Raw genomic sequence first — 26,221 nt, 5'->3', positions numbered from 1 at the left:
ACGTATTATCGTCAAAAGGTGCTGTCCTCCTAGATAAAAGCTTAGGTGGGACAGCATTTTTTTTTTCTATCACAAAAACTGTAAGCAAATTTTAATTTTGCGTCTAATAAGATACAAACTTCACAAAGGAGTGTACGAATGGATTCCGATGACCGAATAGAGCGATGGTTCCAGCAATACGGCCATGATATTTACAATTACCTCGCGTATTTTACCGGACGGAGAGATGTCGAGGATTTAGTCCAGGAAGTTTTTACGAAGGCGCTAAGAGCCTTATCAAGCTACGAAGGAAGGGCACAGCCCAAGACATGGCTTCTGACCATCGCACGCCATACAGCGATTGATAATAGGCGAAAGCAAAAAATGATGGACTGGTTCCCCGAAAACGTCCTCCGATTCCTCACTTCCAAAGAGCGTACACCAGAGAAGGCATTGGTGTTAAAGGAACAATTGCAAGAAGTATATGAAGCGATGAATCACATGAAAAGCACGTATCGAGAAGTTCTCATCCTGCGGTTGATCGAGGGAGTATCTACAGCAGAGACGGCAGAAATCTTGGGCTGGAGTGAAGAAAAAGTCAGCACGACGCTCCATCGTGCGATCAAGGAATTGCAAAAACAAATAGGCAATAGCGGCAGGGAGGTCAATTTACATGACGTCATCTTTTGAAGAAAAAGAGCTAAGCACAGTGCTGCAAGCATTTCCGTCGCTTCAGATGGACGAGGACAAACGACGTGAAATCGCGGGTCATATCCGTCGAGAAATGGAGCTGCTCGAACAAATGAAAAAGCGCAAAAAATATGCCAAGGTAATCGGAGGCGCAGTTGCTTCATTGGCTTTATTGTTTATCGCTTATCAGTGGATGCCTTCGGAGGCCGTGCCGAGCGCACAACAGATGAATACAGAGGGGAGTCAAAAGGCACAAGCCGCAGGAACGACATCCCAAACAGATAAGGTTCTGACCCTCGATTCACAAATTCAGGACTATATAGAAGAAGCGATACATAAGACCAACAAAGCCTATCAGCCTGAAAATATGACGGTAATTGTTACCGATCCAAATAACGGAGAAATTCTTGGGATGGGGAATCTGAAAAGACCAACTGACCGAGTTCCACACATAGTCAGGGCGATGTCAGATCCTGTGGTCGCATTTCCGATCGTGACGTTGGCGGCTGCTATTGAAGAGGGGAAGTATAAGAACTACGAAACTTATGAGTCCGGAACTTACGAGATTACCCCGGGCAAGTTTATAAAAGACCATAATGTTGGGAAGGGCTGGGGACAGATTGCGTATTTAGAGGGTATTCAACGTTCTTCTCAAGTCGCTTTTGCCAAGCTCAGTGAACGGATACCAGAGGACTCGTTACAGCAATATTTTGAACGGTTCGGTTTTGGAGCGAAAACGGGCACAGAACAATTAAATGAACAGTCTGGAAAGATACCAAACATGGATACTCCCTATAATAAGGCAATGGCAGCTTATGGACTTGCTGGCTCTGCCTCTCCCGTTCAACAAGTAGCTGCTGTCGGGGCCATCGCCAACGGGGGTGAATTGATGAAACCCCATGTCACGAGGGAGGAAACGAATCACATTGACAAAGGGCATCGAGTCATATCAGGGGAAACAGCCAAACAGGTTCGAGAAATTTTAGAGACGTTAGTAAACAACAAACCTGGCTCAGATACAGCCTTTTCCATAAAAGAGCATACAGTCGCTGGGCGTACAGGAATAGTGCAGAAACGCGACCAGCAAGGAAATTTCATCGATGGAAAATATACGTATTCATTTATCGGATTTGCACCAAGCGATGATCCAAAGCTATTGGTTTACATAGCTGTTGATAATCCGAATACAGACCTCTGGGTAAGATTATGGGGACAAGAAATTGTTGCTCCCCCTTTCATAGAGATCATGGAAAACAGTTTGCAGTATCTCCAAAAACGATAATCAACCCATCCATCAAAAAAGGAAGCATAGCGGTATACCCCTAAAGGTATCCGAATGCTTCCTCTTTTTGTTTTCCCCATTCTACTTCTTACAAAAATAAGGCCCGCACCACTCGGTTTCATGGGTCTTCACATACGTCCACGTAAAGTCCTTATCCACGATGTACACATCGTATTCCTTTTCCAAGTCCGCGACAGAAAACCTCGCAGCATTTTCCAAGATCAGAACTTCGTTAGCAAGCTGGTAAAACACATAGTACGACTCATGGGCCACCTGCTGAAAGGCTTCATCCGCTTCCTCGCGTTCAAGACAATCTCTCAGTTTATAGCTGAATAAATGCCACAGATACCCCTGGTAGCCGTCTTTATTTTTGAGAAAAATCCTCTCTTTATCCTCTTCGGTCAGATGGCTCGCAAAATGCTTTTCCCATTCTTCCCGTAAGTATGGTCCCCAAATAGACAGCTCTGTTGTCTTCGTGTTCTTTTCCTTCATCCGGTCAGCTAGTTTCATTGGGCGCCTCCATGTTGATACAAGTTCATTTCTAAGAAAATACGTATGAAAGAGTAGGTCGGTCACGTTTCGACTATTGACAAAGAAAAACGAGGCGCATATCATAATACCTATAGGGGTATACGTATAAAGTTGATTGATCACATTTTCATTCAAAAAGTAGGAGGTAGACAACATGTCCGTACAATCGAATTTTTCTGCTGATAAAACATTAGATTGCAAAGGCTTGGCATGTCCAATGCCTGTCGTACGCACAAAAAAAGCAATGGAAGAGATGTTACCGGGTCAAGTGATGGAGGTACAGGCGACGGATAAAGGGTCATTGGCTGACCTGAAGAGCTGGGCAAACAATACGGGGCATGAATATTTAGGCTCGATTCAGGAGGGGGAAGTATGGAAGCATTTCCTGCGAAAAGCGAGTACCCATGAGGTGAAAGAGGAGACGAATTTCTTGCGGACCATTTCTAATGAAGAACTGCAAAAAAAGCTGGAAGCCAACGAGAAGCTGACGCTCATTGATGTGCGAGAACCGGCAGAATACGCTTTTCACCGCATTTCTGTAGCCATCTCGATACCCCTGGGAGTATTGGAGCAGCGCTTGGATGAGCTACAGCTCGATGACGACATCTACATGATCTGCCGATCCGGCAAACGCAGCGACATGGCATGTCAGTTGCTGGCCAAAAAAGGTTTTACCAAAATCACTAATGTGCTACCGGGTATGTCCGGCTGGAATGGCCCGGCAGAAAAACAATAAGGGGGAGGGAAAGATGATGGAACAACAAACAAGTGTGAAGGCGATGACAGCACACGAGCTAACACAGCTTCTTTTTGCTCAGGAGGAATTGTTTATTCTAGACGTTCGCAATACGAGCGATTATGAGAATTGGCGAATCGAAGGGCATCGAGTCGTGAGCATGAACATCCCTTACTTTGATTTGCTGGATGGGGTGGAGAGTGTTCTTGAGAAAGTCCCTGTGAATCAAAAGGTGTTGGTCGTCTGTGCAAAAGAGGGCTCGTCTATTTTTGTCGCAGAGATGCTGGCAGAAGCGGGTTTTACGGATGTTTCTTACCTGCAAGGAGGCATGAAGGCGTGGAGTGAGCATCTGGAGCCAGTGAAGGTGGGAGAACTCCGTGATGGTGGTGCGATTTATCAGTTTGTCCGCATTGGGAAAGGCTGCTTGTCTTACATGATCGTATCAGGAGGGGAAGCGGCTGTCGTCGATACATTGCGGATGACGGATGTGTACGAAGCATTTGCAGCCAAGCATCAATGGACGATTAAGCACACCATCGATACCCATCTGCATGCCGACCATATTTCTGGTGGAAAGAAGCTGGCAGAACGACTCGATGCATCGTATTGGCTTCCAGAAAAAGATGCGGAAGAAGTTACGTACTCCTATCGTAAGCTAGAGGAAGGGAAGGAAATCCAGGTGGGTGCAACCAAAATCGCGATCCTGCCGATCTACTCCCCCGGACATACCATCGGGAGTACGTCACTACTTGTCGATGATACGTATTTTCTTACGGGAGACAGTCTGTTCGTAGCTTCGATCGGACGTCCCGATTTGGCTGGGAAAGCAGAAGATTGGGTGGGAGACCTTCATAACACCTTGTATAATCGATATAAAGAGCTTCCCGAGCATTTAGTCGTGCTGCCTGCACATTTTGGCAGCTACACGGAGCTTGGTCCAATGGGTGTCGTATCTGCCCGGTTGGGTGACTTGTATCGCAACAATCCAGGGCTAACGATTGCGGATGAAAGTGAATTCCGGCATATCGTTACGCATCATTTGCCGCCGCAGCCGAATGCGTACCAAGAGATTCGTCAAGTGAACATGGGGAAATTAAAACCGAGCGAAGAGGAACAACAAGAGATGGAAGTAGGGCCAAATCGCTGCGCCATTCACGATAAGTAACCAAGAGGTAGTTCAAAAAATCGTCCTTTGATCACGCATTTATATAACAGGAGGAATAAAAAATGGCGGATATGGTGGTAGATACAAAAGGCCTGGCTTGCCCGATGCCAATCGTCAAAGCAAAAAAAGCAATGGACGGAATGCAATCCGGTCAAACCATGGAGGTACTCTCGACGGACAAAGGCTCTCTGAACGACTTCACCGCTTGGGTCAAGCAAACCGGGAATGAGCTGGTTTCCCATGAGGTTGATAACGGTGTATACAAATTTTTAGTGAAAAAGCTGTAGGGAGACAGAAGCGAGCACTTTTGGATGAAGCCGCTAACGGTTCGTGTCGTGCTCGCTTACTCCTGATTTTCATAAACGATACGTACGCCAAGGTGCGTATAGATTTCTTCTTTGTAATGGCCATTTGGGCACTGCTTTTCACTGAACAAGGCATTATTGTGTGAGCGCAAAGGTTCTTGGCAGGTGGGGCACCGATGCTGAAAAATGGATTTGAAAAAGGGAATCATCGAAATCACCTTATTCATAGTTATTTACTTGGAATTAATTTTACTTGAAGATGGTTCATTTGAAAAGAGGGTTGAGCATTCCGATGTGTTAGGTAGGAATGCAAGGAGGATATATGGACGTTTTGCTACTTCTGCTTATGGTCTCTATCGGTTTTGTCGGCTCCTTTTTTTCCGGGTTGCTTGGGATTGGCGGAGCGATCATCAGCTATCCGATGCTCCTGTTTATACCACCGGCACTAGGGGTAGCGCAGTTTTCCGCCCAAGAAGTTTCGATGATATCGATGTTTCAAGTATTTTTCGCGTCGCTGTCTGGCGTACTGGCTTTCCGCAAAAGATACGGGAAAAACTCGCCCCTGATTCATAAAGGACTCGTCAGAGATATGGGGGTAAGTATCTTGGGGGGAAGCCTGATTGGTGCAGCTCTCTCCCGATACTTGTCGAATGAAAGCATTAATTTGGTGTACGGGATACTGGCAATCATCGCTGTGATTTTGATGCTCGTGAAAAATAGAGGGACAGAAGTGGCAGCAGGGGAGGTCGAATATAATCGCTTCATTGCTGCTGGTGCTGCGTTTGCCGTAGGAATCGTATCCGGGATTGTCGGTGCAGGGGGAGCGTTCATCCTCATTCCGATCATGCTGACCGTGCTGAAAATACCTACGCGGGTGACGATTGCCTCATCTTTGGCTATTGTATTCATCTCCGCAATAGGTGGTGTGATCGGGAAGCTGTCGGGTGGGCAAATTCCGCTCGTGCCCGTTTTGTATACGGTCATCGGAAGTGTTTTGGGGGCGCCGGTGGGCAGTATGGTCAGCGCCAAGAGCGATGTGAAATATTTGCGTTATGGCCTGATTGTGCTGATTTGTGCAACGGCGATCAAGATTTGGAGTGACATTCTATAAGGAAAGACGCTTTTCGTTGCAAAAGCTTCTTTTGCTTATTTTTATACCTATACAAGTATGAGTATTATGAAGGAGTGTTCTTACATGGAAAAACAAAAAGAAAAAACGACGATTGTGTTGTTTAGCGGTGACTTGGATAAAGCAATTGCAGCCTTTATTATTGCGAACGGAGCTGCTGCCTATGATCATGATGTCACGATTTTCTTCACCTTCTGGGGACTCAATACGATGCGCAAAGACGAGATCGTGAAGGTAGAAAAGGGATGGCTTGAAAAAGCGTTCGGTTGGATGATGCCAAGGGGCGCCAAGAAGCTCGGGCTGTCTAAAATGAACATGATGGGCATGGGTCCAGAAATGATCAAGCATGTCATGAAAAAGCACAATGCCCTGACGCTTCCACAACTCATCGAGCTGGCACAGGAGCAGGGAGTGAAGCTGGTCGCTTGTACGATGACGATGGACTTGCTCGGCCTCAAACAGGAGGAATTGCTCGACGGAATGGAGTATGCAGGTGTAGCTGCTTATTTGGGGGATGCGACACAGGCAAAAGTAAACCTGTTTATTTAATACAGCCCGCGTAGGCGCTTGGCTTGACATTGCCTGTATTTCGCATAAGATACCTGTATGTAAGTTAGTTCCAAGATTGATACGTATGCCTTGTCGTGAAACAGGAGGAATTCATATGGATTACAACTATAGTGACGATATTAAAAGACGTTTAAAACGAATCGAAGGACAAGTCCGCGGTGTGCTGAACATGATGGAAGAGCAGAAAAACTGCAAAGACGTAGTAGCGCAGCTCTCTGCCGTTCGCAACGCTTCAGACAAGGCGATTGCCCAGATTGTAGCGGAAAACCTGCAACGCTGTTTGTTAGAGGAACAGGCTGCTGGAGGAGACACGAGCAAGCTGGTGAAAGAAGCCGTAGAGCTTTTGGTCAAGAGCCGTTAAACCGATTTTGGAGAGGAGCTTCCTATGAGTTTCACTACGATTCTTTTGCTGTTCGCCTATGCGGTCATTATTTGGTATCTCATCTCTCGCTTCCTTCCTGTAAAGGGGTTGGAAAATCTCAAGTCAGATCAGTTCAAGGAACGGGTTAACCAAAAAAGCAGGGTGCTGCTCATCGATGTACGCGAACCGCACGAATATAAAGCGGGTCACATTCCATCAGCAGTGAATATCCCTTTGTCTGCGCTCGACCAACGTGCAAAAGAAATTTCCAGCAAAAACGATATATTGCTATACTGCCGGAGCGGGATGCGTAGCAAGCGGGCAGCAAAAATTTTAAAGAAACACGGCGTTTCGCAGATGGCTCACCTGCAAGGCGGGTTCATCACCTGGAGTGGTCCGAAAAAAAAGAAGTAACAGCTAGCACCTGGTGTATGTGTGAATACCCCGGTGCTTTTTTATGTGTTAAAAAAACAGGGTTGACATTTCGTTTCGTTGTAACTAAAATGATTACAACAAGGCGATGCGGTAAACGCCTATTCTTTTTGGAAGTGTTGTAACTAAATAAGTTACATCTAAAACATACAAAACGGAGGGAATATCATCATGAAGATTGCAATTGTAGCAGCAAGCGGTAAAGCAGGTAAGGTAATTATGAAAGAGGCGTTGGATCGTGGCCATCAAGTGACAGCGATTGTGCGTGATGCATCCAAAATCGAGCAAAAAGATGTAGCTGTGATTCAGAAAGATGTGTTTGACCTGACAGCAGCAGATTTGAATGGATTTGACGTAGTCGTAAACGCTTTTGGCGCACCAGCAGGTCAAGAACATTTGCATGTCGAGTCTGGGAAGGCTCTGATTGAAGCATTGAAGGGTGCTCCTTCTACTCGTTTGCTCGTTGTAGGTGGTGCAGGCAGTTTGTTTGTAGACGAAGCCAAAACACTGCGCCTAGTAGAAACTCCTGATTTCCCTAAGGCTTACTTGGCAACTGCACAAAAGCATGGAGAGTACTTGCGTGTATTGGAAGAGTCAAACGGCATTCAATGGACGTATATCAGTCCATCTGCCTTTTTTGACGCAGCAGGAGAAAGAACAGGCGCGTACCGACTCGGAAAAGACCATCTGTTAGTGAACGCGAGTGGACAGAGCTATGTGAGCTATGCTGACTATGCAGTGGCGATGCTTGATGAAATCGAAAATCCGAAGCATCAAAATGAGCGCTTCACAGTAGGCTCCTAATCTCGATTGAAAATAGGCTCTACCTGAACACAAAGACCAGCTTCCTACCAAAGGATAGCTGGTCTTTGTTGTGTATCGAGATTATCGGCCAATCCCACCAACGAATGGGTAGGAAAACGGGCGTCCATTTAAGGAGTAAAGGATACCTTTAATCGGGTAGTAGATCGCCATCAGTCCAAACACAATCAGGAACGGAATCCCGATCAACAAGAAGGTGAAGAACCAGGAAATCGCGATGAGCACCGTCATAATGATGTGGAAGAACAAAGCTTGCAGCGCCATATTTTTGGCGTCACGATTTTGTACGAGCAGCCAGACCAGAATTGGCACAAGGATCGGTGCAAAAAATGTGCTAGCGTGCGTGATGACTTTTACACCTCTATAATCCATAAATAAGTCCTCCTTGATTCGATGTAAATCTTGATCTAGTGACATTGTAACGTATAGAAATCACTCAAAAAACCATCATAAGCGTGATTATTTACTCCGACTATAGACGGAGGAATTTTTATTTACATTCGTTTACTGTTATAGTAGTAAGAAAATCTTTCGTTTTTGGTAGATAATTCGTAATGTTTTTTGGATATGATATATGGATAAGCAAGAACTGAGAAGGGAGTATATAAACATGATGATCGATTGTCATCATCCATCCAGCATGAAGGATCGGATGATGTTCTTCTATAATTTTTTGCGGTCACCTGGCCAAGTAGGCAGTATTACTCCTAGCTCCCGTGCGCTTTGTAAACAAATGGTTGCGCCCATCGACTGGGAGCAAGCACATACAATTGTGGAATTAGGAGCAGGAACGGGGATTTTTACGAAGTGGATCGAGCAAAAGAAAAAACCGGAAGCCGTACTGGTATCCTTTGAAAAGGAGACCAAGATGCGCATGAGGTTGGAACCACAATTTCCCGATGTACGATTCCACGAAGATGCGGTAGATTTGAATCGAGTTCTTACGGACGCAGGATTGGGGAAAGCCGACTGTATTTTGTCAGGATTGCCATTTGCCAACTTCCCACAAGAGCTGCGTGATCAAATTATGGATCAGGTATATCATGCGCTAAAACCAGGCGGAGTATTTGTTGCCTTTCAATATTCACTGCAAATGAAAAAGCAGCTTTCCTCTGTATTTGAACAAGTATCGGTGAAAATGGTTCCATTGAATCTGCCACCTGCCTTTGTCTACATCTGCCGAAAGGATGATGGTAAGGGTGTCGGCTAGGAGGATTTCAAAATGATTGTCGATATGCTGTCCCAGTCTGTGGGTCAGTTTGGGTATTTTGCGCTTTTCTTTATGTTATGGCTAGGGATTGTTGGTATGCCGATTCCTGACGAGGTGATCGTGCTGTCTGCGGGAGTGCTGACCTCGATGGGACTTCTGCATGTCTTTCCTGCATTTATTGCAACCTATTTGGGTGTTGTGTCTGGGCTGTCATTGGGATATGTGCTCGGGAGATGGCTAGGTGCACCTGCACTGAACTGGATTAGTCGCAAAAAAGGAATGAACAAGTACGTAGAGCAAGCGCAGTCGCTGCTCGATCGTTACGGAAGCTACGCTCTCTGTATCAGCTATTTCTTTCCTGTCGTCAGGCATGTGGTTCCTTACTTGGTCGGAATCGGGAAAATGACGTTTCCACGGTACGCTCTGTTTTCGTACACAACCGGTTTTGTATGGACACTGATCTTGTTTTTGCTTGGTCATTTCATGGGAAATAAGGTGGAGCTGCTTACTTCTTATGTGGCCTTGTTAAATAATCGAACTGTGATTTTTTCTGTATTAGGTGTACTCGTTCTCATTGCTGCTGCTTATTATGGATTTACCGTTTGGAGAAAACAAAAAAGCATGGCAGCTGCGCCACAGCCACTGATGATCGATCCTGATCGAAAAGAGTAACCCGAATGGAATAATGACGAAGTCAACAACCCCTCTGCGTGGAGCAGAGGTTTTTTTATTTTTATCATAAAAAAACCCGTCCGTCTGTGTGGTAGTGGCACAATGGATGGGCTTTGGACAACGTTTATGAGGTAACCTTGTTTCTTCGAATGTTTCGCTGGCGCAGCCATTCCGGCAAGATGATTCCGAGTAAAATGATCACGACACCGCTCACTTGGAGTATAGAGACAGATTCATTCAGAATGACATAGGAGGAGAGTACAGCCATAGGTAGCTCAGCTGCTCCCAATATGGCTCCCATCCCCGGTCCGATGTGGGGCATACCATAATTGAAAAAAACCGTCGGGATCAAAATCCCGAAAAAGGCGAGTAAAAATACGTATGGAAACAACCCGTCCAACAATGCTCCGTTGAATAGAAAAGCAGGTGGGTAAATCAGGCTGGCCAACAGAAAAGAGCCCGTCGCCATGCTGGAACTACGAAGCCACGGATTAACAGAAATGGCGGTTTTCCCGCTGAACAAAATAAACAATGTAAAAGAAACGGCTGAGAGAAGGCCGAATATGACACCCAGGATATGAAATTGGGCCAATCCACCGCTCTCAAAAATTCCTCCTGCAAAAAGTGTCCCTGTCAGCAGCAACAGGAGGGAAAAAATCGTCTCCTTTCCAGGCATCCGGCGAGTCATCACTGCTTCAATCAGTACGCCCATCCACGTGAACTGGAACAAAAGGACGATGGCGATCGAAGCTGGGATATATTGCAGGGCATTGTAGTACATCATTCCCGTCGAACCGACAGTCAGACCGACAGCGACCAATAGTAGCAACTGGCGAAGGGGAGGCTTGGTTCGCAGGAAGAAAAGAGCGGGTATCCAGGTCAGCACAAAGCCCAAAAACATTTGCCCACCAATTACCTCTGCGGGCGAATACCCTTGCTTGTAGGCAAGCTTTACGATGGTTGATAGTATGCCGTAACTACATGCTCCGAGAAAAACCAGGAGGATGTATCTCATCTGATGCATCTCCTCACATACGATAATAATTCTTAGCTAGAATATTACGACAGCGTCCGTTTGTCTATGGATGAAAAAGATTCCATTTTTGGTTCGAACAAAGGTTTACGTTTGATCCCAGCGGGAAATAGTGAAGTGACACTATATAATCGTACCCACTACAAATGGTGTAGCTATAGGATTAGTGAACAGCTGAGAAAAAAGGGGGAGGCTTGTGTACCTGAAGTGGAGGGATCGATTATTTTCCACATTTTTATTATTGATTCTAGGCCCTACTATTTTTATTTGCTTCCTTTTTTATGATCAAGCCAAAGAGGCAGTATTTGAGCTATACAAGACGAACATGGATGCGAATATAGGACTCGTCGATGAACGTCTTTTGTCTCTTTTTCAGTCTATCCAAAAGGATACCGATGAATTGGCGATTAGGCTGACTGTGCGTATGACAGAGGGACCATCTTTTGTCGAGGGAAATAAAAATGGCATCCGGCGTGGATGGCCATCGCAGGAACAAGCTGTCCAAAATCTATTCGATCGTTTCTCCCACAAACAAAACGTGGTAGGCAATATTGTTTTTCTCGGTGAAGATGGGAGAGTCTTCTCCTTACGCGAAGATAAGAGCTGGAGTGCGGATAATCAATTTATGGAACGAGAGCATTGGGGAACCGGAGAAAGCAGGGTAGATTTTCTAACCAAAAGGGAGAAAGAGGAGTATCCAAGATCATTTTTTCTCGAGAAGCGTCTGGAGAGTTCGAATCCAGGAGCTACGGGGCTTTTATTGGTGGAAATCGATCTGGATAAACTGACTGACTGGGTCCGTACCTACGTCGTTCCAAAAGAGTATGGCATGATGGTTCTTTCCCCCTCCCGAACCATTATGATTCACACCGATAAAGCGATGATTGGAAGCCATGTTTCGGGGCTTCCTCATTATGAAATCGTGCGCACTCAGTGGGAACATTCCAATGAAAAAGGACTCTTTTCTTTGCTCATCCAAGGCAAGGACATTTACGTATACCGTCAAGTATCTGAAAAAAGCGGTGGTGTTTATTTTGAGTGGTTGCCAAGAGACGGGATTAATGAACGGTTACAACGATTGAACCTCATCTTTTTTTTCACCCTTTTAATCGTTATTTTATTTGCCTGTTATGTGGCTCATCGTTTATCAAAATGGATTGGTGAGCCGATCTATAGCTTGGTATCCGCCACTGACTCCTTGTTGAAAGGGGACTTTTCTATACGCGTCCCGATACAGGGAATGAAAGAAATAACGCTACTGGAGAATAAGTTCAACACCATGGCAGAACAGATGCATTCGTTAATTACCCGAGAGCGGGAGTATTCGCAACAGAGCCTGGATCAAATCGTTCGCAGTTTTTATTTAGCGGTAGAGATGAAGGACCCTTATACAGCAGGACATTCAGAACGAGTTACACACTACGCCCTTATCATCTATGATTATTTACAGCAACAGGAGCAGCTTGCCGTTTCACGAGATGATTTACGTTATGCTGGATTAATGCATGATATCGGAAAAGTAGCCATTCCGGATCACGTCCTTTTAAAAACAGGAAAGCTCTCACCTGACGAGTATGAATGCATGAAAACTCATTCCATCATCAGTGGAAAAATTGTGGAGCAGATAGAAAACCTGTCTCATATCAGTCCAGGGGTGCGGCATCACCATGAGCGATGGGATGGAAAAGGTTACCCTGATCAGCTCAAAGGGGAAGAAATCCCGCTGATCGGGCGTATTCTTGCCGTTGCAGATACGTTTGATGCGATGACTTCTACACGTTCCTATCGCAAAGCCATGTCAGCAAATGAGGCATACGAAGAAATTCTGCGATGCCAAAAAACACAGTTCGATCCCTCCATTGTTTCGATTTTTAAGAAGGCTTTTGAGGATGGAGCTATTCAGATTACACAATCGGCGGATTGCAAGGGAAGAGTTAGTAAGGATAGAGAGATTTCCTAACACTGGATAGGTTTACTCCTTGCTATCGGCTTTTAACTTTGGTATTCTAATTCTACCGTGCTAGACGGGGAGGTTGCGGTGCCCTGTAACCTGCAATCCGCAACAGCAGGGTTGAATTCCTATCCTAGGTTTTCTTATGTGAGGCTGCCTTATGGCGGCGGTGTTGAGGAGCGGGTCCTGTGCAACGCGAACCCATGAATCTGGTCAGGTCCGGAAGGAAGCAGCCATAAGTGGATCATCGCGTGTGCCGCAGGGTAGCCTGCTCTGAGCTGCTACCATAAGTAACGCTTGGATAAGAATTATCGAAGATAGGTGCACGGTACTTATCACGCATGTACAGATAGCATGTTTCCAAAGGGAAGCATGCTATTTTTGTTTATGTTTATTTTACGATCCAATTATTTTTTGTTGCAATTTGACGATAACTAGCGAAACATTTCCATGCTTTTCAAGCGGATAGAATGAAGGTTTTATGAATATTTTCACGAATTTTCATAATAGGCGGAAAGGATTTCGGTTTCTTTCCTTTCAAAATACGTCATAGGCCAGGAGGGACAAGCAATGAGTGCACTTTCTTCGTTACATCTCGTTGGCTCGTCCGGTCGATTGCAGCGGTTCATGCATCAACTGCCTACTGCCGTTTTATTGGTGAATCAAGCGGGTAGTATCGTGGAGGTCAACGAACAACTGCTTCGTGTAACCGGATATTCACGCGATCAACTAGTCAATCAGCCAATCAGCTCTCTTCTTCCCCATCGAGGTTCCATAGAGCACCTGTATGAGGAATATTTGCGAAGGGAAGAAGAAGTGGGAACCAAAGGCGAGGTCGAACTGGAATGGCGTGATAAACAAGGGAAATGCAGGAACACATCTGTCATGATCATGGCACAGCAAGCAGAAGAACTTCTGTACATGATTCATTTTCCCCAACTCCTAAAAGAAAGCGATCAGCTTTTATCGCAACGATTGCTGACCAAACTGACCTATGATACAAGCATGGGCTTGTTTATCCTCGACGAGAAATCGATCATTATCGAAGCCAGTCAGACGGCGTGTAAGCTACTGGGTATGGAGAGACTGGACGTCATCAATAAGCACGTCGATCAAGTATTTAGCGGCATCCCCGAACCGCATCGGTTCATTAAAAAAGAACTGTTGGAAGGCGTAAAGCTGCAAAATGTCGCGACTTCTTGGACGAATGACAACCAACGCTATGAGCTGATTGTCGACGCAAATACACTCCAAGACGAGTCAGGGAAAATAGTGGGGGCGTTTATTCTTTTCAAAGACATAACAAACCTGCGATCCTTCGCCCAAAAGCTCGAGCGGAATGAGCGCTTGGCGATGATCGGGCAAATTGCTGCTGGTACAGCACACGAGATTCGCAATCCCCTTACCTCGATCAAAGGTTTTCTGCAAATGTTCCTCAAGTTATTTGGTGACAGTGGCATGGAGAGGGAGAAAACGTACACCGAAATCATGCTCACAGAAATCAATCGCATCAATTCTTTAGTCAGTGAATTCCTGCTATTAAGCAAGCCGCGTAATATTCAATATTCCATGGTCGACTTAAATACCGTTTTTGAGGAAATTTTGCCGATCGTCGAGTCACAGGCGAATCTGTACGGAATTGATGTCCAGTTTGCCTCTTGCGGTAAGCTTCCGATGGTCGTCGGGGATAACGAGCTATTGAAGCAAGTGTTCATTAATATCTGCAAAAATGGAATAGAAGCAATGGGAGAGCAGGGATCGCTTCAGATTTCCCATCATTTCGATCAGGATGGCGACAAAGTGAGTATCGATATTCACGATTCAGGTCCAGGCATTCCGCTTTACATTATTGATAAGATTTTTGATCCGTTTTTTACGACAAAAGAGGAAGGGACAGGGCTCGGATTGTCTGTCTGCCAAAAAATCATTCACGATATTGGCGGTCAAATCCGTGTCTCCTCCAAAGGGTTTGGGACGACCTTCCATATCATGCTGCCATATTAGGTGTAGAATGCGTCCCGCACAATTGTGAACGGGGCGTTTTTTAAGTGAGACATGTCCGTTCACTTTGTACGAACGGTGGCAATCGTGTATACTGAATAGGATATAGAAGAGGACTGTGCAGATGGGGAGTGTCACACGAACATGGCTTATACCGCGCTATACCGCGTATACCGACCGCAGACTTTTCAAGACGTAGTCGGACAAGAGCATGTTACGACAACCTTGCGTAATGCTTTACGCGAAAATAGGCTGTCCCATGCCTATTTATTCAACGGTCCCCGAGGTACGGGAAAAACAAGTGCAGCCAAAATTATGGCGAAAGCAGTGAACTGCGAGCAGCCCATAGATGGCGAGCCATGCAATCAATGCGATACGTGTAGAGCCATCTCCAACGGTTCTGTAACGGATGTGCTGGAAATCGACGCGGCATCCAACCGTGGTGTTGAAGAGATCCGCGACATTCGCGACAAAGTGAAATTTGCCCCGAGCGACGTCAGGTATAAAGTGTACATCATCGATGAGGTGCATATGCTGACGACAGAGGCATTTAACGCTTTGTTAAAAACCCTCGAAGAGCCGCCGTCCCACGTCATTTTTATTTTGGCGACGACAGAGCCGCACAAGCTGCCAGCTACGATTATCTCTCGTTGCCAGCGCTTTGATTTTCACCGAATTCCACTGAGAGTGATGGTCGATCTTTTGCAAAGGATTTGCCAGTCACAAGGGGTGCAGGTGGAGGAGCAGGCCCTGCAGCTCGTAGCGAAGATGGCTGAAGGTGGAGCCCGTGATGCTCTTAGCTTGTTGGACCAAGCGATTAGCTATAGCAAGGACGAGGTTCGTGCTAGTGATATTATGCAGATTACGGGCACAGTTGCCCAATCTTACTTTTCTGTGCTTGCGCGACATATTGCCGAAAATGATATTGCGCAGGTCATGGAGCAATTTGATAAAGTCATGGTGCAAGGGAAGGACCCGGAGCAGTTCCTGCACGATTTCCTCTACTATTACCGCGATATGCTGTTATTGAAGACAGCTCCGCAGCTAGAAGAGATTGTCGAGCGGACCATGATTGATGACCAGTTTGCAGAGGTTGCAAAGCTGTACTCGTTTCCGGTGCTTTACGCAGCGATTGAGACCTGCAATCAGGCTTTGTCGCAATTAAAATGGTCGACCTATGCAAGGGTGCTGGTTGAACTGACCCTTGTCAAAATGTGCCAGCCTAATGCGAATGCGACGGAATCTATGGGAGCCTCACCCGTTAACAGCGAGGAACTGACCGCGATGTCCAATCGTATCCGCGTTTTGGAAGAGCGTTTGGTTCAAGTGATGCAAGGTCAGGTGAGCATTCCCGGCCAGCAAAAGGCCGAAGAAACGCGCAAGAGCGAACCAAGGCGCATAGCTGCGGCTTCTGGTGGTTCACGAACCCCGATGAACAGAGTCAGGGAAGTCGCGAAGGCCATGGATGAGAATTTGACGAGACAAGTGCGTGGGCAGTGGAGTCAAATTTTGACCGAACTGAAAAAGATCAAGATCCAGTACCAGGCTTGGCTAGTCAATGGTCAACCGGTAGCTGCCGGCAATGAAGCGGTTGTCGTTACCTTCAACAGTTCTATCCATTGCGATAAGACGATGGAGGCAGAGCTTCGGAGCGTGATCGAGCGCGTTATGTCTACGGTGTTGGGCAGGCCCTTGCAGCTCTTGTCTGTCATGGAGGAAGAGTGGCAAAGTGTAGACCAGCAGGTTGGTCAAAAAGACGCTTCTGATGAGCCAGAAGAGGACCCGTTTTTTGCGGAAGCCATCAAGCTCGTCGGAGAAGGTCTTGTTGAAGTCAAAGACTAAATCATACACTCATAACCATTTAGGGAGGATACCTCAATGAAAAACATGCAGCAAATGCAACAAATGATGAAGCAAGTGAAAAAAATGCAGGAAGAAATGCAAAAAGCACAAGAAGGCTTGAAAGAGAGAATCGTGGAAGGCTCTGCTGGTGGTGGTGCTATCACTGTGAAAATTGATGGACATAAGCAAATCAAAGACATCGTGATCAAGCCAGAAGTAGTAGACCCTGAAGATGTAGAAATGCTGCAAGACCTGGTGCTCACTGCTGTGAACGATGCACTGCGCAAAGCAGATGAAATGGTAGGCAAGGAAATGGGCAAATTTACTGGAGGCATGAACATCCCAGGCCTGTTCTAAAAATTGGGCAGGAAAAGAGGAGTAGGCGATGTTTTATCCAGAACCGGTCTCAAAGCTCATTGATGGTTTTATGAAATTGCCCGGCATTGGTCCCAAAACGGCTGGGCGGCTTGCCTTTTTTGTGCTCAATATGAAAGAGGACGACGTGCTTGATCTGGCAAAAGCATTGGTCAATGCCAAGCGTCAGCTTCATTACTGCTCGGTCTGCAACAATATTACCGATCTCGATCCATGTCATATTTGTCGGGACAAACGCCGTGACGGCTCCATCATCTGTGTGGTGCAAGAGCCGCGAGACGTGGTAGCGATGGAGAAGACGCGAGAGTTTGAAGGGTATTATCACGTTTTGCACGGGGCGATTTCTCCTATGGATGGGATCGGTCCGGAGGATATTCGCATTCCTGACCTGTTGAAGCGCCTCGGTGACGAGCAGGTGAAGGAAGTCATTTTGGCGACCAATCCGAATATCGAAGGGGAAGCAACAGCGATGTACATTTCCCGGCTGATTAAACCTTTTGGCATTCGCGTGACGCGTATCGCCCACGGCTTGCCAGTCGGTGGAGATTTGGAGTACGCCGATGAAGTGACGCTGACCAAAGCATTGGAAGGCAGACGCGACCTATAAAGGAATTTTAAAAAGTCGTCCTTTGATCACGATGTAGTTCTAGATGATCATTCGACATCGAAATTGTCGTTCACCTTCGAAGTCCGGTGCTCATGTAGGTCCCCTACACTCCGCTCCTCCTTCTTCAGGTTCTCGCCACTTTCTCGGTGCTGAAAGGACGACTTTTTAAATATTATCCTAAAGTACGCTATAGATAGAAAAGAAGACGGGGTCTGCCTGTCTTTTTTTTCGTTTCAAGAGGAGGATGCAGGATGCCAGTTATTCGTATGGAGTTTTTGATAGATGCTCCGCGACAGGTCTGCTTTGATGCTGCTAGAAGCATTGATTTGCATATGGAATCAACCGCCAGCACGAAGGAGAGAGCCATTGGAGGAGTAACGAGCGGACTGATAAACCTGGGGGAGACTGTTACCTGGGAAGCCATTCACTTCGGTATCAAGCAGAATTTGACGGTGAAAATCACAGAGATGGAGGAACCGTGCTATTTCGTGGATGAAATGGTTTCTGGCGCATTCAAACGGTTTCATCACACGCATGAGTTCATTCCGATTACGGACAATCAGACGAGGATGATCGACATTTTTGATTACACATCTCCGCTGGGTATTTTGGGAAAGCTCGCGGATTGGTTGTTCCTGGAGGCGTATATGACGCGGTTTTTACGAACGCGTAATGAATATCTCAAGCAAGTGGCAGAAGATCAGATCAAAGCTTTGCAATCTTGATAGAAATGCCGGACTTTTTTGAATGGACGAGACATACAGTGAAATAGGAGCGTGAGGAGATGCTGACAGGACCAGGACTGTCGCTTGCGAGTGGGATACGGCGACAAAAGTCCACTCCATGGGCGATCATGCTGTTTATTGGGTATTGGCTCATGTTTACTGCGGAGTTATCCATGATTCGTTTTCACAAGGGGGTAGACGGAAAGTGGGTCGCTAGTACCGTCGGGCAACCGGAGGTGTGGTTAGGATTACTTGCATTTGGGGTGACGGTATTTAGCTTCATTGCAACCGTTGGTTTCATTGTGAGCCTGCTAAGAGAAAGACGGCAGCTGACGTCATGGCTGTGGCAATATGACGAGCTTACAGGGAATGATGTACTGCATATTGTAGCTTGGCTGCATGTGTTTCAAACGGGCGTACTGCTGTTGTATGGGTTTTTACTGGAAGGTACCTTCTTTTCCATCGGAACGATCGGAGGGATATTGGAATCAGCTATTTTTCAACTGTTCCTGTTGATTTTGATTCCACTGTGGTTTCGTGGACGACTGGGAGAAATCGGCGTTCGCCGACCTGTACGACTAGGCCGGATGCTGTTGATGCTCGCTGCTCTGTTTCTTTTGATTGCACTAGTGATGGATGCGGTGGTGACTAACCCAATTGCCGACTGGTTTGGACTGTCTCTATCTTCAGAGCGAGAGCAGCAGATCGAAAAAGAGATTGTGCAGGCGAAAGAAACGGATATTTTGGCGGCGCTCACCTCACTCGTGGTCATTGGCATCTTGGTTCCGATTGCGGAGGAGATTTTGTTTCGGGGCGTGATTCAGACTTATCTGGTTCAGAGAATTGGGCCTCTTTTGGGGATTTTCCTGAGCAGTTTCTGGTTTGGGCTCCTACATATGGATCTCGCCCTGTTTGCTCCACTTTTTGTCATTGGACTTTTACTCGGATTCGTTCGACATCGGTACCAATCAATCTGGGGAGCCGTTTTGTTGCATGCGTTGAACAACATGACAGGGGTACTTTACTACTTTCAATGAGGGGGAAGCTTGCTGGTGAGTAGGTGGAGAAAAAAAGCGCGGTTCGTGGTGGAATGGAATGAAGCGAGCTTGGATGTGGCAGTCAATCAGGCGCGAATGGACTGGCAGCATGCCCGCCATCTTGTGGAGATCAGTGAACCGGATGGCGGTTTGGATGATGTCATTTACTATTTGCATGTGACCGAAAAGCGGTATATGTATTTGCTCGCGCAAGCAAAGCGCGAAAGGAATCGCCAACAGGCATAGGAGGAAAAAGCCGATGACTACTGAGTGGGTTATAGCACTAATTGTAGTTGGAATTTTGCTCGTGATTGCCGTCAGCAAATCTGTCACGGGCCCGATCAGGTGGATTGGATTTGGGATCATGCAAGTCGTGATTGGCGCACTATTGCTGTTTTTCACCAATCTGGTTGGAGAGCTGGCTAACTTCCACATCCCGATCAACCCGGTGACGGCTCTGCTCGTCGGACTTCTCCGTTTGCCTGGATTGGCGGCGTTGATTGTCATCAAGCTATGGGTTATGTAAAGGTGTATCGATTCGGTTATCCATCGGTAAGCAAAAAGGCAACGCCGCGATCCTCGTATTTCACACGGCTATGACTTGGCTGACGAAAGGAAGTAAGGAGGGCGAGGAGGCGTGGCAGCGAGATGATCAACGTTCCGGTGATCAAGGTGAGTCCGTATCCTTCCGAAAGCCACACATAAGCCCCGGCTGCAATCGCCATACTCCCCACGTTTACCGTCAGCTCACTTCCCCGATAGACAGAGAGCGGGATGGGAAGTGGATAGCCTGCCCCCCACCATGGAGAGACGAGCATATCGGCAGTTGTCTTTGGCTTATGGCCGCGCAGAAGGGCATACAATCGAAATAAGACCAAATGACAGATCGGTATAACGGGTAGAATCGCTAATGTCACAATCAGCGTATAAGCGGGGACTTGTAGCATGAATGAGTGCCAAATAAGGGACAAGCCTATTAACAGCAGTTGAAAAAGGTAGCCGACGAATAGCCAGCGAAAACGATAGAGCAGCTTGTAGCTATAGATCGTATGGGCGGCGGTTTCTTTCATGAGAAGTCACTTCCTTTAACAGCGGTCTGGATGAATGAAAGTCTGCGTTTCCATTATCGCACAGTCGCAAATCTTGAGAAAGCTCATACAACGAATGAAACAAGCCGTTTGTCTAGCCTGATTAGACTGACGGCTTTTTGTTATGGAAAGGATAAAAGGAATGATAGGGGTAGGGCGTAAGGAGGGAAGAAGAGCGTGAAGCTTTGGGTCATTTCAGAGGAGGTCGTAGCCAGATTCGGAAATGAGCTAGGAGCATGTGGAATCGAGCTGGTTGTTTGCAGCACAGATGCCATTCAAGAAGGCGCCAATGGATTCTTGCTGACAAAAGAGAGTGATGGCAAGCTTTTTCAGGAAAGGATGCAACAGCTGGGGACGGGGCCATGGCTTGCGCTTGTCTACGGAAGTGATGTGCCATACGACTGGGCGGATACTTTACATACCCAATACGTGCACACCGGGGAGTATGAGGTCATTCGCATGGCGTTATTTACCCACGAGCGTGCTTTGCTTGGAGGGGAACCTGATGGGAGATGGATGCGATTCCTCTGTAGGCAGCTCGCTCGTTACTCACTGGTGACGATGGTATGCGGGATGCGCGAAGTGGATGAAGCGCTTCGGCAATTGCCGCGCTATTTGGCGTGGAAGGAGCAGTTTTATATCGAACTTGGTGCCAGCTGCGATGAGAAGGGAATTTCTCTGCTCCAAGTCAGTCGTGCGCTCGGTATGGACAAACGAATCGGTCACGGCTGGCTCTACCCGTCCCGCCAGGACTCTTCTCTCATCGTTCGATGGCTTGAAAAAGAATGCAGGCTCGTTCTACAAAAAGCCAATATACAGCGGATCGTACTTTGGGGAGAGGATTCGCTATGGGAGCAGATGTCTTCTGACTGGTTGGCTGGAAAGGACGTTGCCATGTACACGGGGGAGGACAAGCCAATTCCGAACAAAAGGATGACGCGTTGGACGCTATACGATTCGTGGCAGGATGCTATAAAGGATGCGGATTTGCTCGTGATCGGGAATGCTGCGGGAACGACCATTGCAGAGCTGCCGTTATCAGAGCTGGTTAGCAGAATGAGGCATTCCTATGTTATTGATGCGGCAGCTTGTTTCCCTGTGCAGGAAGCCCAGTCCTACTTCCAAGCCTACCGAGCTATCGGCGAAAACACGAACGTTTGGGAATGATGCTGACTATAATAGGGTATAATGATTGGTATATTGAGGAAAAGGGCAGGCGTTTTCACTATGGAAAAAGTTGCTCAGCGATGTATCGTCTGTGAACAGGAGCAGAATGACGGAATCGCCATTTGTGAGCAGTTTATCTGTCAACGGTGCGAACAGGAAATGGTCAATACCGATGTACAGGATGAAAAGTACCCATTTTTTATTCATCAGATGAGACGCATTTGGTTGCGAAAAGATGCGTGAAGAAAGAAGGCATCGGTGCATTCCGGTGTCTTTTTTTTGCTGGATTCATGCGTGTCCAAATCATGCTAAAATAGGGGAATAAAAATAAAGGACGTGAGTCGCGCGTGTTGGAGAGAGATGTTGAATTTCGGGAGCGACAAAAGCGTGCGCCCCTTTATGAACAGCTTGAACGGCACGCCAAGCATCGGCCGCATCCGTTTCATGTGCCAGGACATAAAATGGGCCACAGCTTTGACAACCATGCGAAAAATCGCTTTCAAGACATTTTGGAGCTGGACGTAACGGAAATTAGCGGGACAGATGACCTGCATCAGCCACAGGGTGTCATTGCAGAAGCGCAGGATTTGGCGGCGCAAGCCTTCCATGCGGAACAGACCAAGTTTTTGATCGGAGGAAGTACAGTAGGAAATATCGCCCTCATCATGACGGTATGCAGACCGGGCGACAAGATACTCGTACAACGCAATTGCCATAAGTCTGTATTCAACGGCATTATGATGGCGAGAGCAACCCCGATCTTTTTAGTACCTGCCGTCGATCTGGCAACAGGAGTCGCTGCGGGTGTAAGGCGCGAAGATGTAGAGCGTGCGCTGCTTGCACACCCCGATGCCAAGGCAGTTTTTTTGACGAATCCGACCTATTATGGAATGGGTATCGATTTGGCGAAAATGGCGGCTACTGTCCATCGGTTTGACGTACCGCTTTTAATAGACGAAGCTCACGGTGCCCACTACGGGTTCCATCCTGCCTTTCCGCGTTCTGCCATGCAGGAAGGTGCAGATGCTTCGGTCCAATCGACACACAAAATGGGAACAGCGATGACGATGTCCTCGATGCTGCATATTCAGGGGAAGCGGATTGATCGTGAACGGTTGTTCCGCCATCTCGCCATGCTTCAGTCTTCCAGCCCTTCCTATGTGCTGATGGCTTCGCTCGATGTAGCCAGACGTCATCTGGTGTTGGAGGCGATCGAGGAGTGGAACAGGTTGTTGCCGCTTTTGGACAAGTTTCGGGAGCGACTCGATCGACTGGACTGGCTGGATTGGCCGCGACTGTCCACGAACAGCGTATACGCTACGCTTGACCCGTTGAAGCTGTTTTTCCATTTGCGAACAGCCCAATTCAGTGGATTTGACTTGCAGAAATGGATGGAAAAGCACGGGATTTTCTCGGAGCTGGCGGATGACTCTCATGTACTCCTCGCAGCCTCGACAGGAACAGCCTCCCGTGACCTGGAAGCTTTGTGGAGATTGCTTGAATCGATGGCGCCACAAGTAGAACCGGGGGAGGAGCGCATTCTTTTGGCGGGAGTCGTGTCTTCCCATTATTTGCGCGAGCAGGCATTGCCGATGCATGAAGCCGTTGACTGCCCGAGGGAGTCGATTCTTTTGGAGCAGGCTCTGGGACGCATTGTGGCAGAGATGGTGATTCCATATCCACCAGGGATTCCGGTGTTGGTGCCAGGCGAGCGGATCGATGAAGAAAGTCTGGCGATGCTAAAGGAATTGGCGAGAGGACAAACGCGATTCCACGGCGTACAAGACGACCAGCTACAAACGATACAGGTATTACGATAATTTAAGCAACTGGCCTGCTACAACAGGGGTGGAAGGAGTATAGAAGTGGCAACAGGAAAAAAAGGCCGATTTATTACGATAGAAGGCGGAGAAGGGGCTGGGAAATCCACCGTCATCGCCAAGCTGTACGAAGAGCTGAAAACGCGGGGAGTCGATGTGCTTTTGACTCGTGAGCCCGGTGGAATTGATATCGCCGAAAAAATTCGGGAAATTATTTTGAATCCGGCCCACACGCAAATGGATGAAAGAACAGAGGCTCTCTTGTATGCGGCAGCACGTGGTCAGCATTTGGCGGAAAAGGTGTTACCTGCTTTGGCGGAGGGTAAGCTGGTACTGTGCGACCGTTTTATCGACAGTAGTCTCGCCTATCAAGGACATGCGCGGGGATTGGGCATTGATGCTGTCTACCAGATTAACCAATTTGCTGTCGGAGACTGTATGCCGGAATTGACTTTATTCTTTGATGTACAGCCCGAAACCGGATTGGCACGGATTAATGCTTCCCGTGGACGAGAAGTAAATCGTCTCGATCTGGAAGGGATGCGTTTCCATGAGCTTGTTCGAGAAGGGTATCAGCTGGTCATGGAACGCGACCCAGAGCGCTTTGTCGTCATTGATGCCGAGCAGCCGATGGAACATGTATATCAATCTGCCTTGCAGGCACTGCTAGACAGATTGTAAAGCTGTAAGGTTCCCTGTACCGCAGGATGATGTACATGCTGTATAATATGTTTAAGCGAAATAACGTACCAAGCCTACGTGTTTTTCATACAATGAAGAAGTCGAATTGGGAATCGATCATGGGAGAAAGGGTGATAGCCGATGAAAATGGTAGTTGCGGTCGTCCAAGATAAAGATAGTGGTCGTCTGTCTCAACAACTGGTGAAAAAAGGTTTTCGTGCTACGAAGCTGGCTAGTACGGGTAGCTTTTTACGCGCCGGTAACACAACTTTTTTGATCGGTACGTCTGACGAAAGCGTGCCGGAAGTAATCGACATCATTGCGCATAATTGCAAATCCCGCAAACAAATGGTCACTCCCGTCTCTCCACTCAGTAATGCGGTAGACTCGTTCATGCCCTATCCGCTGGAAGTACAGGTGGGTGGTGCGGCAGTATTCGTATTGGATGTCGGAGAGTTCCACTCATTTTAATGTGGTTCCTCCTCTCTTTTTTCGCAGCTTTCGTATATACTTGATCTCATGGGGACAAACCCAGTATTGGATCGGGCGACGGAGGTGGCGATATGAAAATCAGTGATGGGTTACGGCCTAAACTGGACTTGATTAAAACGACGGATTCACGCAAGAATCCTCAACTGGAAAAGCTGAATTTTGGCACGATGATTCAAGGAGAAGACGAACGTATGTCTCAGGAGAAGCTTACCCGGCTGCTGACAGACATAGACAAGCAGGGACAGATTCTTGCTCGTTCCCGCGCCGTTCGTGACTTCTATGCTTATAAAAATCTCGTCAAGCAGTTCATGGAAGAGGCTGTGAAGTTCGGTATTGCCTTAGATGACAGACGAGGAATGAATCGACGTGGTCGCAGCAGGCTGTACAAGATCGTCAAAGAGGTGGATGCAGAGCTGCTCAAGCTGACAGATGAGCTCTTGAGCGAGCAGGCACCAACGATTGATTTGTTAGCCAGGATTGGCGAAATCCGCGGCATGTTGATCAATTTGTATTTTTAGTGGGTGTGAAACCATCATGACATGGACCCGTTTTTCTCAGCAGCCACGAGCACAGGAACTGCTGTCTCATAGTTTGCGCAACGAACGACTGGCACACGCCTACTTGCTGGCGGGTCCCAAAGGTTCAGGTAAAAAGCAGATGGCCCTGCATCTGGCGAAGTCCCTTTTTTGTTCAGAAAGGGAGGCAGACGCCTGCGGGGCCTGTGTTACATGCAGGCGCATAGAGGGTGGCAACCACCCGGATGTGTTGTTTATTACGCCTGATGGGGCTTCGATTAAGATCGACCAGATCCGTTCGCTGCAAAAAGAAATGGCGATGCGCGCCGTCGAGTCGTCACGCAAGGTATATATCATCGAGCACGTCGATAAAATGACGACACAGGCTGCCAACAGTCTGCTCAAGTTTCTGGAGGAACCGCCCGCTGGTGTACTGGCACTACTTTTGACAGAGCACAGCCATGCGATTCTTCCTACGATTTTATCTCGATGCCAAATCGTTCAATTTTCACCACTTTCTGCAGAATCGATTGCGGAAAAGCTGCGTGCAGAGGGCGTTTTGGCGGGAATGGCGCAGGTTGCCTCCCACATTACGACAAATGTGGAAGAAGCTATGATACTCAGCCAATCAGAATCGTTTGCACAGCTAAGAAATCTAGTGATACAATTGGTGCAGGAGTGCAAACAGCGCAATTCATCTGCACTCTTAACGATCCATGATATGTTGCAAAAGAGCGACAAAAGTAAAGAGGAACTACCCCTCTTTTTAGATTTGCTCATCCTTTGGCTGCGCGATATCCTGTATTTGCAAGTAGGCAGGCATGCCCATCTCATTAACAGCGACCAACAGGATGTGCTGCAAGGACAAGCACTGGTATGGACAAAAGCTGAGCTCTTGCGTGGGATAGATTTGGTCATGGAGACGAAAAATCGGATAGAGCGAAATGCCAACGCACAGTTGGCTCTTGAGCGGTTGGTTCTTCAATTCCAGGAGGGATAACCC

The 26,221-nt window shown here is 47.2% G+C and carries 32 protein-coding genes and 1 other RNA gene; 29 read left to right on the top strand and 4 right to left on the bottom strand.

Going from position 1 to position 26,221, the window contains the following annotated elements; genetic code table 11:
• Window positions 1–138: 138 nt before the first annotated feature.
• Window positions 139–669, top strand: a complete 531-nt coding sequence (locus tag HP570_RS25130; protein WP_173627521.1) for an RNA polymerase sigma factor — start codon at window positions 139–141, stop codon at window positions 667–669.
• On the top strand, window positions 653–1,951 hold the full coding sequence (locus HP570_RS25125) for a penicillin-binding transpeptidase domain-containing protein (RefSeq protein ID WP_173627520.1): 1,299 nt from the start codon (window positions 653–655) through the stop codon (window positions 1,949–1,951). The genes HP570_RS25130 and HP570_RS25125 overlap by 17 nt, the downstream gene beginning before the upstream one ends.
• An 81-nt stretch (window positions 1,952–2,032) precedes the next feature.
• Here HP570_RS25125 and HP570_RS25120 read toward each other — a convergent pair whose 3' ends face one another.
• Window positions 2,033–2,461 (bottom strand): DUF4275 family protein, encoded by a 429-nt coding sequence (locus HP570_RS25120; RefSeq protein WP_012683830.1) that lies wholly within the window; start codon window positions 2,459–2,461, stop codon window positions 2,033–2,035.
• Window positions 2,462–2,636: 175 nt separating this feature from the next.
• Here HP570_RS25120 and HP570_RS25115 point away from each other — a divergent pair, with 175 nt between their 5' ends.
• The 8 genes from HP570_RS25115 (at window position 2,637) to HP570_RS25080 (ending at window position 7,984) form a co-directional block, all read left to right on the top strand.
• On the top strand, window positions 2,637–3,218 hold the full coding sequence (locus HP570_RS25115; protein ID WP_173605698.1) for a sulfurtransferase TusA family protein: 582 nt from the start codon (window positions 2,637–2,639) through the stop codon (window positions 3,216–3,218).
• A 13-nt stretch (window positions 3,219–3,231) separates the two neighbouring features.
• A complete protein-coding gene (locus HP570_RS25110; RefSeq protein WP_173627519.1) occupies window positions 3,232–4,383 on the top strand; it encodes an MBL fold metallo-hydrolase in 1,152 nt (383 codons plus the stop codon).
• Between the two features lie 62 nt (window positions 4,384–4,445).
• Window positions 4,446–4,670 carry a sulfurtransferase TusA family protein gene (locus tag HP570_RS25105; RefSeq protein WP_173627518.1) on the top strand — a complete coding sequence of 75 codons (225 nt, stop codon included), beginning with the start codon at window positions 4,446–4,448 and terminating at the stop codon, window positions 4,668–4,670.
• 340 nt (window positions 4,671–5,010) lie between these two features.
• Window positions 5,011–5,799, top strand: a complete 789-nt coding sequence (locus HP570_RS25100) for a sulfite exporter TauE/SafE family protein (protein ID WP_173627517.1) — start codon at window positions 5,011–5,013, stop codon at window positions 5,797–5,799.
• Between the two features lie 84 nt (window positions 5,800–5,883).
• Window positions 5,884–6,366, top strand: a complete 483-nt coding sequence (locus HP570_RS25095; RefSeq protein WP_007719857.1) for a DsrE/DsrF/DrsH-like family protein — start codon at window positions 5,884–5,886, stop codon at window positions 6,364–6,366.
• A 115-nt stretch (window positions 6,367–6,481) separates the two neighbouring features.
• Window positions 6,482–6,748: a metal-sensitive transcriptional regulator gene (locus tag HP570_RS25090; protein WP_173627516.1), complete on the top strand. Its 267-nt coding sequence runs from the start codon at window positions 6,482–6,484 to the stop codon at window positions 6,746–6,748.
• Window positions 6,749–6,772: 24 nt separating this feature from the next.
• The gene (locus tag HP570_RS25085; protein ID WP_012683836.1) at window positions 6,773–7,162 is read left to right on the top strand and encodes a rhodanese-like domain-containing protein; all 390 of its coding nucleotides are present in this window, start codon (window positions 6,773–6,775) and stop codon (window positions 7,160–7,162) included.
• A gap of 189 nt (window positions 7,163–7,351) precedes the next feature.
• The gene (locus HP570_RS25080; protein ID WP_064202255.1) at window positions 7,352–7,984 is read left to right on the top strand and encodes an NAD(P)-dependent oxidoreductase; all 633 of its coding nucleotides are present in this window, start codon (window positions 7,352–7,354) and stop codon (window positions 7,982–7,984) included.
• Window positions 7,985–8,065: 81 nt separating this feature from the next.
• Here the strand turns inward: HP570_RS25080 and HP570_RS25075 are convergent, their stop codons facing one another.
• A complete protein-coding gene (locus tag HP570_RS25075; protein ID WP_012683838.1) occupies window positions 8,066–8,374 on the bottom strand; it encodes a DUF4870 domain-containing protein in 309 nt (102 codons plus the stop codon).
• A 238-nt stretch (window positions 8,375–8,612) separates the two neighbouring features.
• Here HP570_RS25075 and HP570_RS25070 point away from each other — a divergent pair, with 238 nt between their 5' ends.
• On the top strand, window positions 8,613–9,212 hold the full coding sequence (locus HP570_RS25070) for a class I SAM-dependent methyltransferase (RefSeq protein WP_012683839.1): 600 nt from the start codon (window positions 8,613–8,615) through the stop codon (window positions 9,210–9,212).
• Window positions 9,213–9,224: 12 nt separating this feature from the next.
• The gene (locus tag HP570_RS25065; RefSeq protein ID WP_012683840.1) at window positions 9,225–9,884 is read left to right on the top strand and encodes a DedA family protein; all 660 of its coding nucleotides are present in this window, start codon (window positions 9,225–9,227) and stop codon (window positions 9,882–9,884) included.
• 124 nt (window positions 9,885–10,008) lie between these two features.
• Here HP570_RS25065 and HP570_RS25060 read toward each other — a convergent pair whose 3' ends face one another.
• A complete protein-coding gene (locus HP570_RS25060; RefSeq protein ID WP_173627515.1) occupies window positions 10,009–10,899 on the bottom strand; it encodes an EamA family transporter in 891 nt (296 codons plus the stop codon).
• A 214-nt stretch (window positions 10,900–11,113) separates the two neighbouring features.
• Between HP570_RS25060 and HP570_RS25055 the strand changes: the two genes are divergently transcribed.
• The 10 genes from HP570_RS25055 to HP570_RS25010 all read left to right on the top strand — a co-directional run bounded on the left by HP570_RS25055 (window position 11,114) and on the right by HP570_RS25010 (window position 19,981).
• Window positions 11,114–12,877: an HD domain-containing phosphohydrolase gene (locus tag HP570_RS25055; RefSeq protein WP_173627514.1), complete on the top strand. Its 1,764-nt coding sequence runs from the start codon at window positions 11,114–11,116 to the stop codon at window positions 12,875–12,877.
• 55 nt (window positions 12,878–12,932) lie between these two features.
• An RNA gene (ffs, locus tag HP570_RS25050) (signal recognition particle sRNA large type) lies at window positions 12,933–13,197 on the top strand.
• A 241-nt stretch (window positions 13,198–13,438) separates the two neighbouring features.
• Window positions 13,439–14,872 (top strand): PAS domain-containing sensor histidine kinase, encoded by a 1,434-nt coding sequence (locus tag HP570_RS25045; RefSeq protein WP_012683843.1) that lies wholly within the window; start codon window positions 13,439–13,441, stop codon window positions 14,870–14,872.
• A gap of 141 nt (window positions 14,873–15,013) precedes the next feature.
• Window positions 15,014–16,711, top strand: coding sequence for a DNA polymerase III subunit gamma/tau (gene dnaX, locus HP570_RS25040; RefSeq protein ID WP_173627513.1), 1,698 nt, complete (start codon window positions 15,014–15,016; stop codon window positions 16,709–16,711).
• Between the two features lie 45 nt (window positions 16,712–16,756).
• Window positions 16,757–17,068 carry a YbaB/EbfC family nucleoid-associated protein gene (locus HP570_RS25035; protein ID WP_026134079.1) on the top strand — a complete coding sequence of 104 codons (312 nt, stop codon included), beginning with the start codon at window positions 16,757–16,759 and terminating at the stop codon, window positions 17,066–17,068.
• A 28-nt stretch (window positions 17,069–17,096) separates the two neighbouring features.
• Window positions 17,097–17,693 (top strand): recombination mediator RecR, encoded by a 597-nt coding sequence (gene recR / locus HP570_RS25030; protein ID WP_012683846.1) that lies wholly within the window; start codon window positions 17,097–17,099, stop codon window positions 17,691–17,693.
• A 251-nt stretch (window positions 17,694–17,944) separates the two neighbouring features.
• Entirely contained in the window at window positions 17,945–18,418 is a 474-nt protein-coding gene (locus HP570_RS25025; RefSeq protein ID WP_012683847.1) for an SRPBCC family protein, read from the top strand.
• A gap of 59 nt (window positions 18,419–18,477) precedes the next feature.
• The gene (locus HP570_RS25020; protein WP_173627512.1) at window positions 18,478–19,455 is read left to right on the top strand and encodes a CPBP family intramembrane glutamic endopeptidase; all 978 of its coding nucleotides are present in this window, start codon (window positions 18,478–18,480) and stop codon (window positions 19,453–19,455) included.
• Between the two features lie 15 nt (window positions 19,456–19,470).
• Complete coding sequence (locus HP570_RS25015) at window positions 19,471–19,701, top strand: DUF2508 family protein (RefSeq protein WP_012683849.1); 231 nt, start codon at window positions 19,471–19,473, stop codon at window positions 19,699–19,701.
• 13 nt (window positions 19,702–19,714) lie between these two features.
• Entirely contained in the window at window positions 19,715–19,981 is a 267-nt protein-coding gene (locus tag HP570_RS25010) for a pro-sigmaK processing inhibitor BofA family protein (protein ID WP_173627511.1), read from the top strand.
• A 16-nt stretch (window positions 19,982–19,997) separates the two neighbouring features.
• On the opposite strand, the gene HP570_RS25005 is transcribed toward HP570_RS25010, so the two are convergent.
• On the bottom strand, window positions 19,998–20,525 hold the full coding sequence (locus HP570_RS25005; protein ID WP_173627510.1) for a hypothetical protein: 528 nt from the start codon (window positions 20,523–20,525) through the stop codon (window positions 19,998–20,000).
• Between the two features lie 195 nt (window positions 20,526–20,720).
• On the opposite strand from HP570_RS25005, the gene HP570_RS25000 reads away from it, so the two are divergent.
• From HP570_RS25000 to holB, 7 genes are all read left to right on the top strand, one after another.
• Entirely contained in the window at window positions 20,721–21,710 is a 990-nt protein-coding gene (locus HP570_RS25000) for a hypothetical protein (RefSeq protein ID WP_173627509.1), read from the top strand.
• Between the two features lie 60 nt (window positions 21,711–21,770).
• Window positions 21,771–21,953, top strand: a complete 183-nt coding sequence (locus HP570_RS24995; RefSeq protein ID WP_007719893.1) for a sigma factor G inhibitor Gin — start codon at window positions 21,771–21,773, stop codon at window positions 21,951–21,953.
• Window positions 21,954–22,057: 104 nt separating this feature from the next.
• Window positions 22,058–23,530, top strand: coding sequence for an aminotransferase class I/II-fold pyridoxal phosphate-dependent enzyme (locus HP570_RS24990; RefSeq protein WP_173627508.1), 1,473 nt, complete (start codon window positions 22,058–22,060; stop codon window positions 23,528–23,530).
• A gap of 39 nt (window positions 23,531–23,569) precedes the next feature.
• Window positions 23,570–24,211 (top strand): dTMP kinase, encoded by a 642-nt coding sequence (gene tmk / locus HP570_RS24985; protein WP_173627550.1) that lies wholly within the window; start codon window positions 23,570–23,572, stop codon window positions 24,209–24,211.
• Between the two features lie 141 nt (window positions 24,212–24,352).
• The gene (locus tag HP570_RS24980; RefSeq protein WP_007719896.1) at window positions 24,353–24,682 is read left to right on the top strand and encodes a cyclic-di-AMP receptor; all 330 of its coding nucleotides are present in this window, start codon (window positions 24,353–24,355) and stop codon (window positions 24,680–24,682) included.
• A 92-nt stretch (window positions 24,683–24,774) separates the two neighbouring features.
• Window positions 24,775–25,221 carry a YaaR family protein gene (locus HP570_RS24975; RefSeq protein WP_012683855.1) on the top strand — a complete coding sequence of 149 codons (447 nt, stop codon included), beginning with the start codon at window positions 24,775–24,777 and terminating at the stop codon, window positions 25,219–25,221.
• Window positions 25,222–25,237: 16 nt separating this feature from the next.
• The gene (gene holB / locus HP570_RS24970) at window positions 25,238–26,218 is read left to right on the top strand and encodes a DNA polymerase III subunit delta' (RefSeq protein ID WP_173627507.1); all 981 of its coding nucleotides are present in this window, start codon (window positions 25,238–25,240) and stop codon (window positions 26,216–26,218) included.
• Window positions 26,219–26,221 lie beyond the last annotated feature (3 nt).

It is taken from the genome of Brevibacillus sp. RS1.1, assembly GCF_013284365.1.
In the GTDB taxonomy this organism is placed as follows: Bacteria; Bacillota; Bacilli; order Brevibacillales; family Brevibacillaceae; genus Brevibacillus; species Brevibacillus brevis_D.
This window is presented reverse-complemented; position numbering and strand designations above follow the sequence as displayed.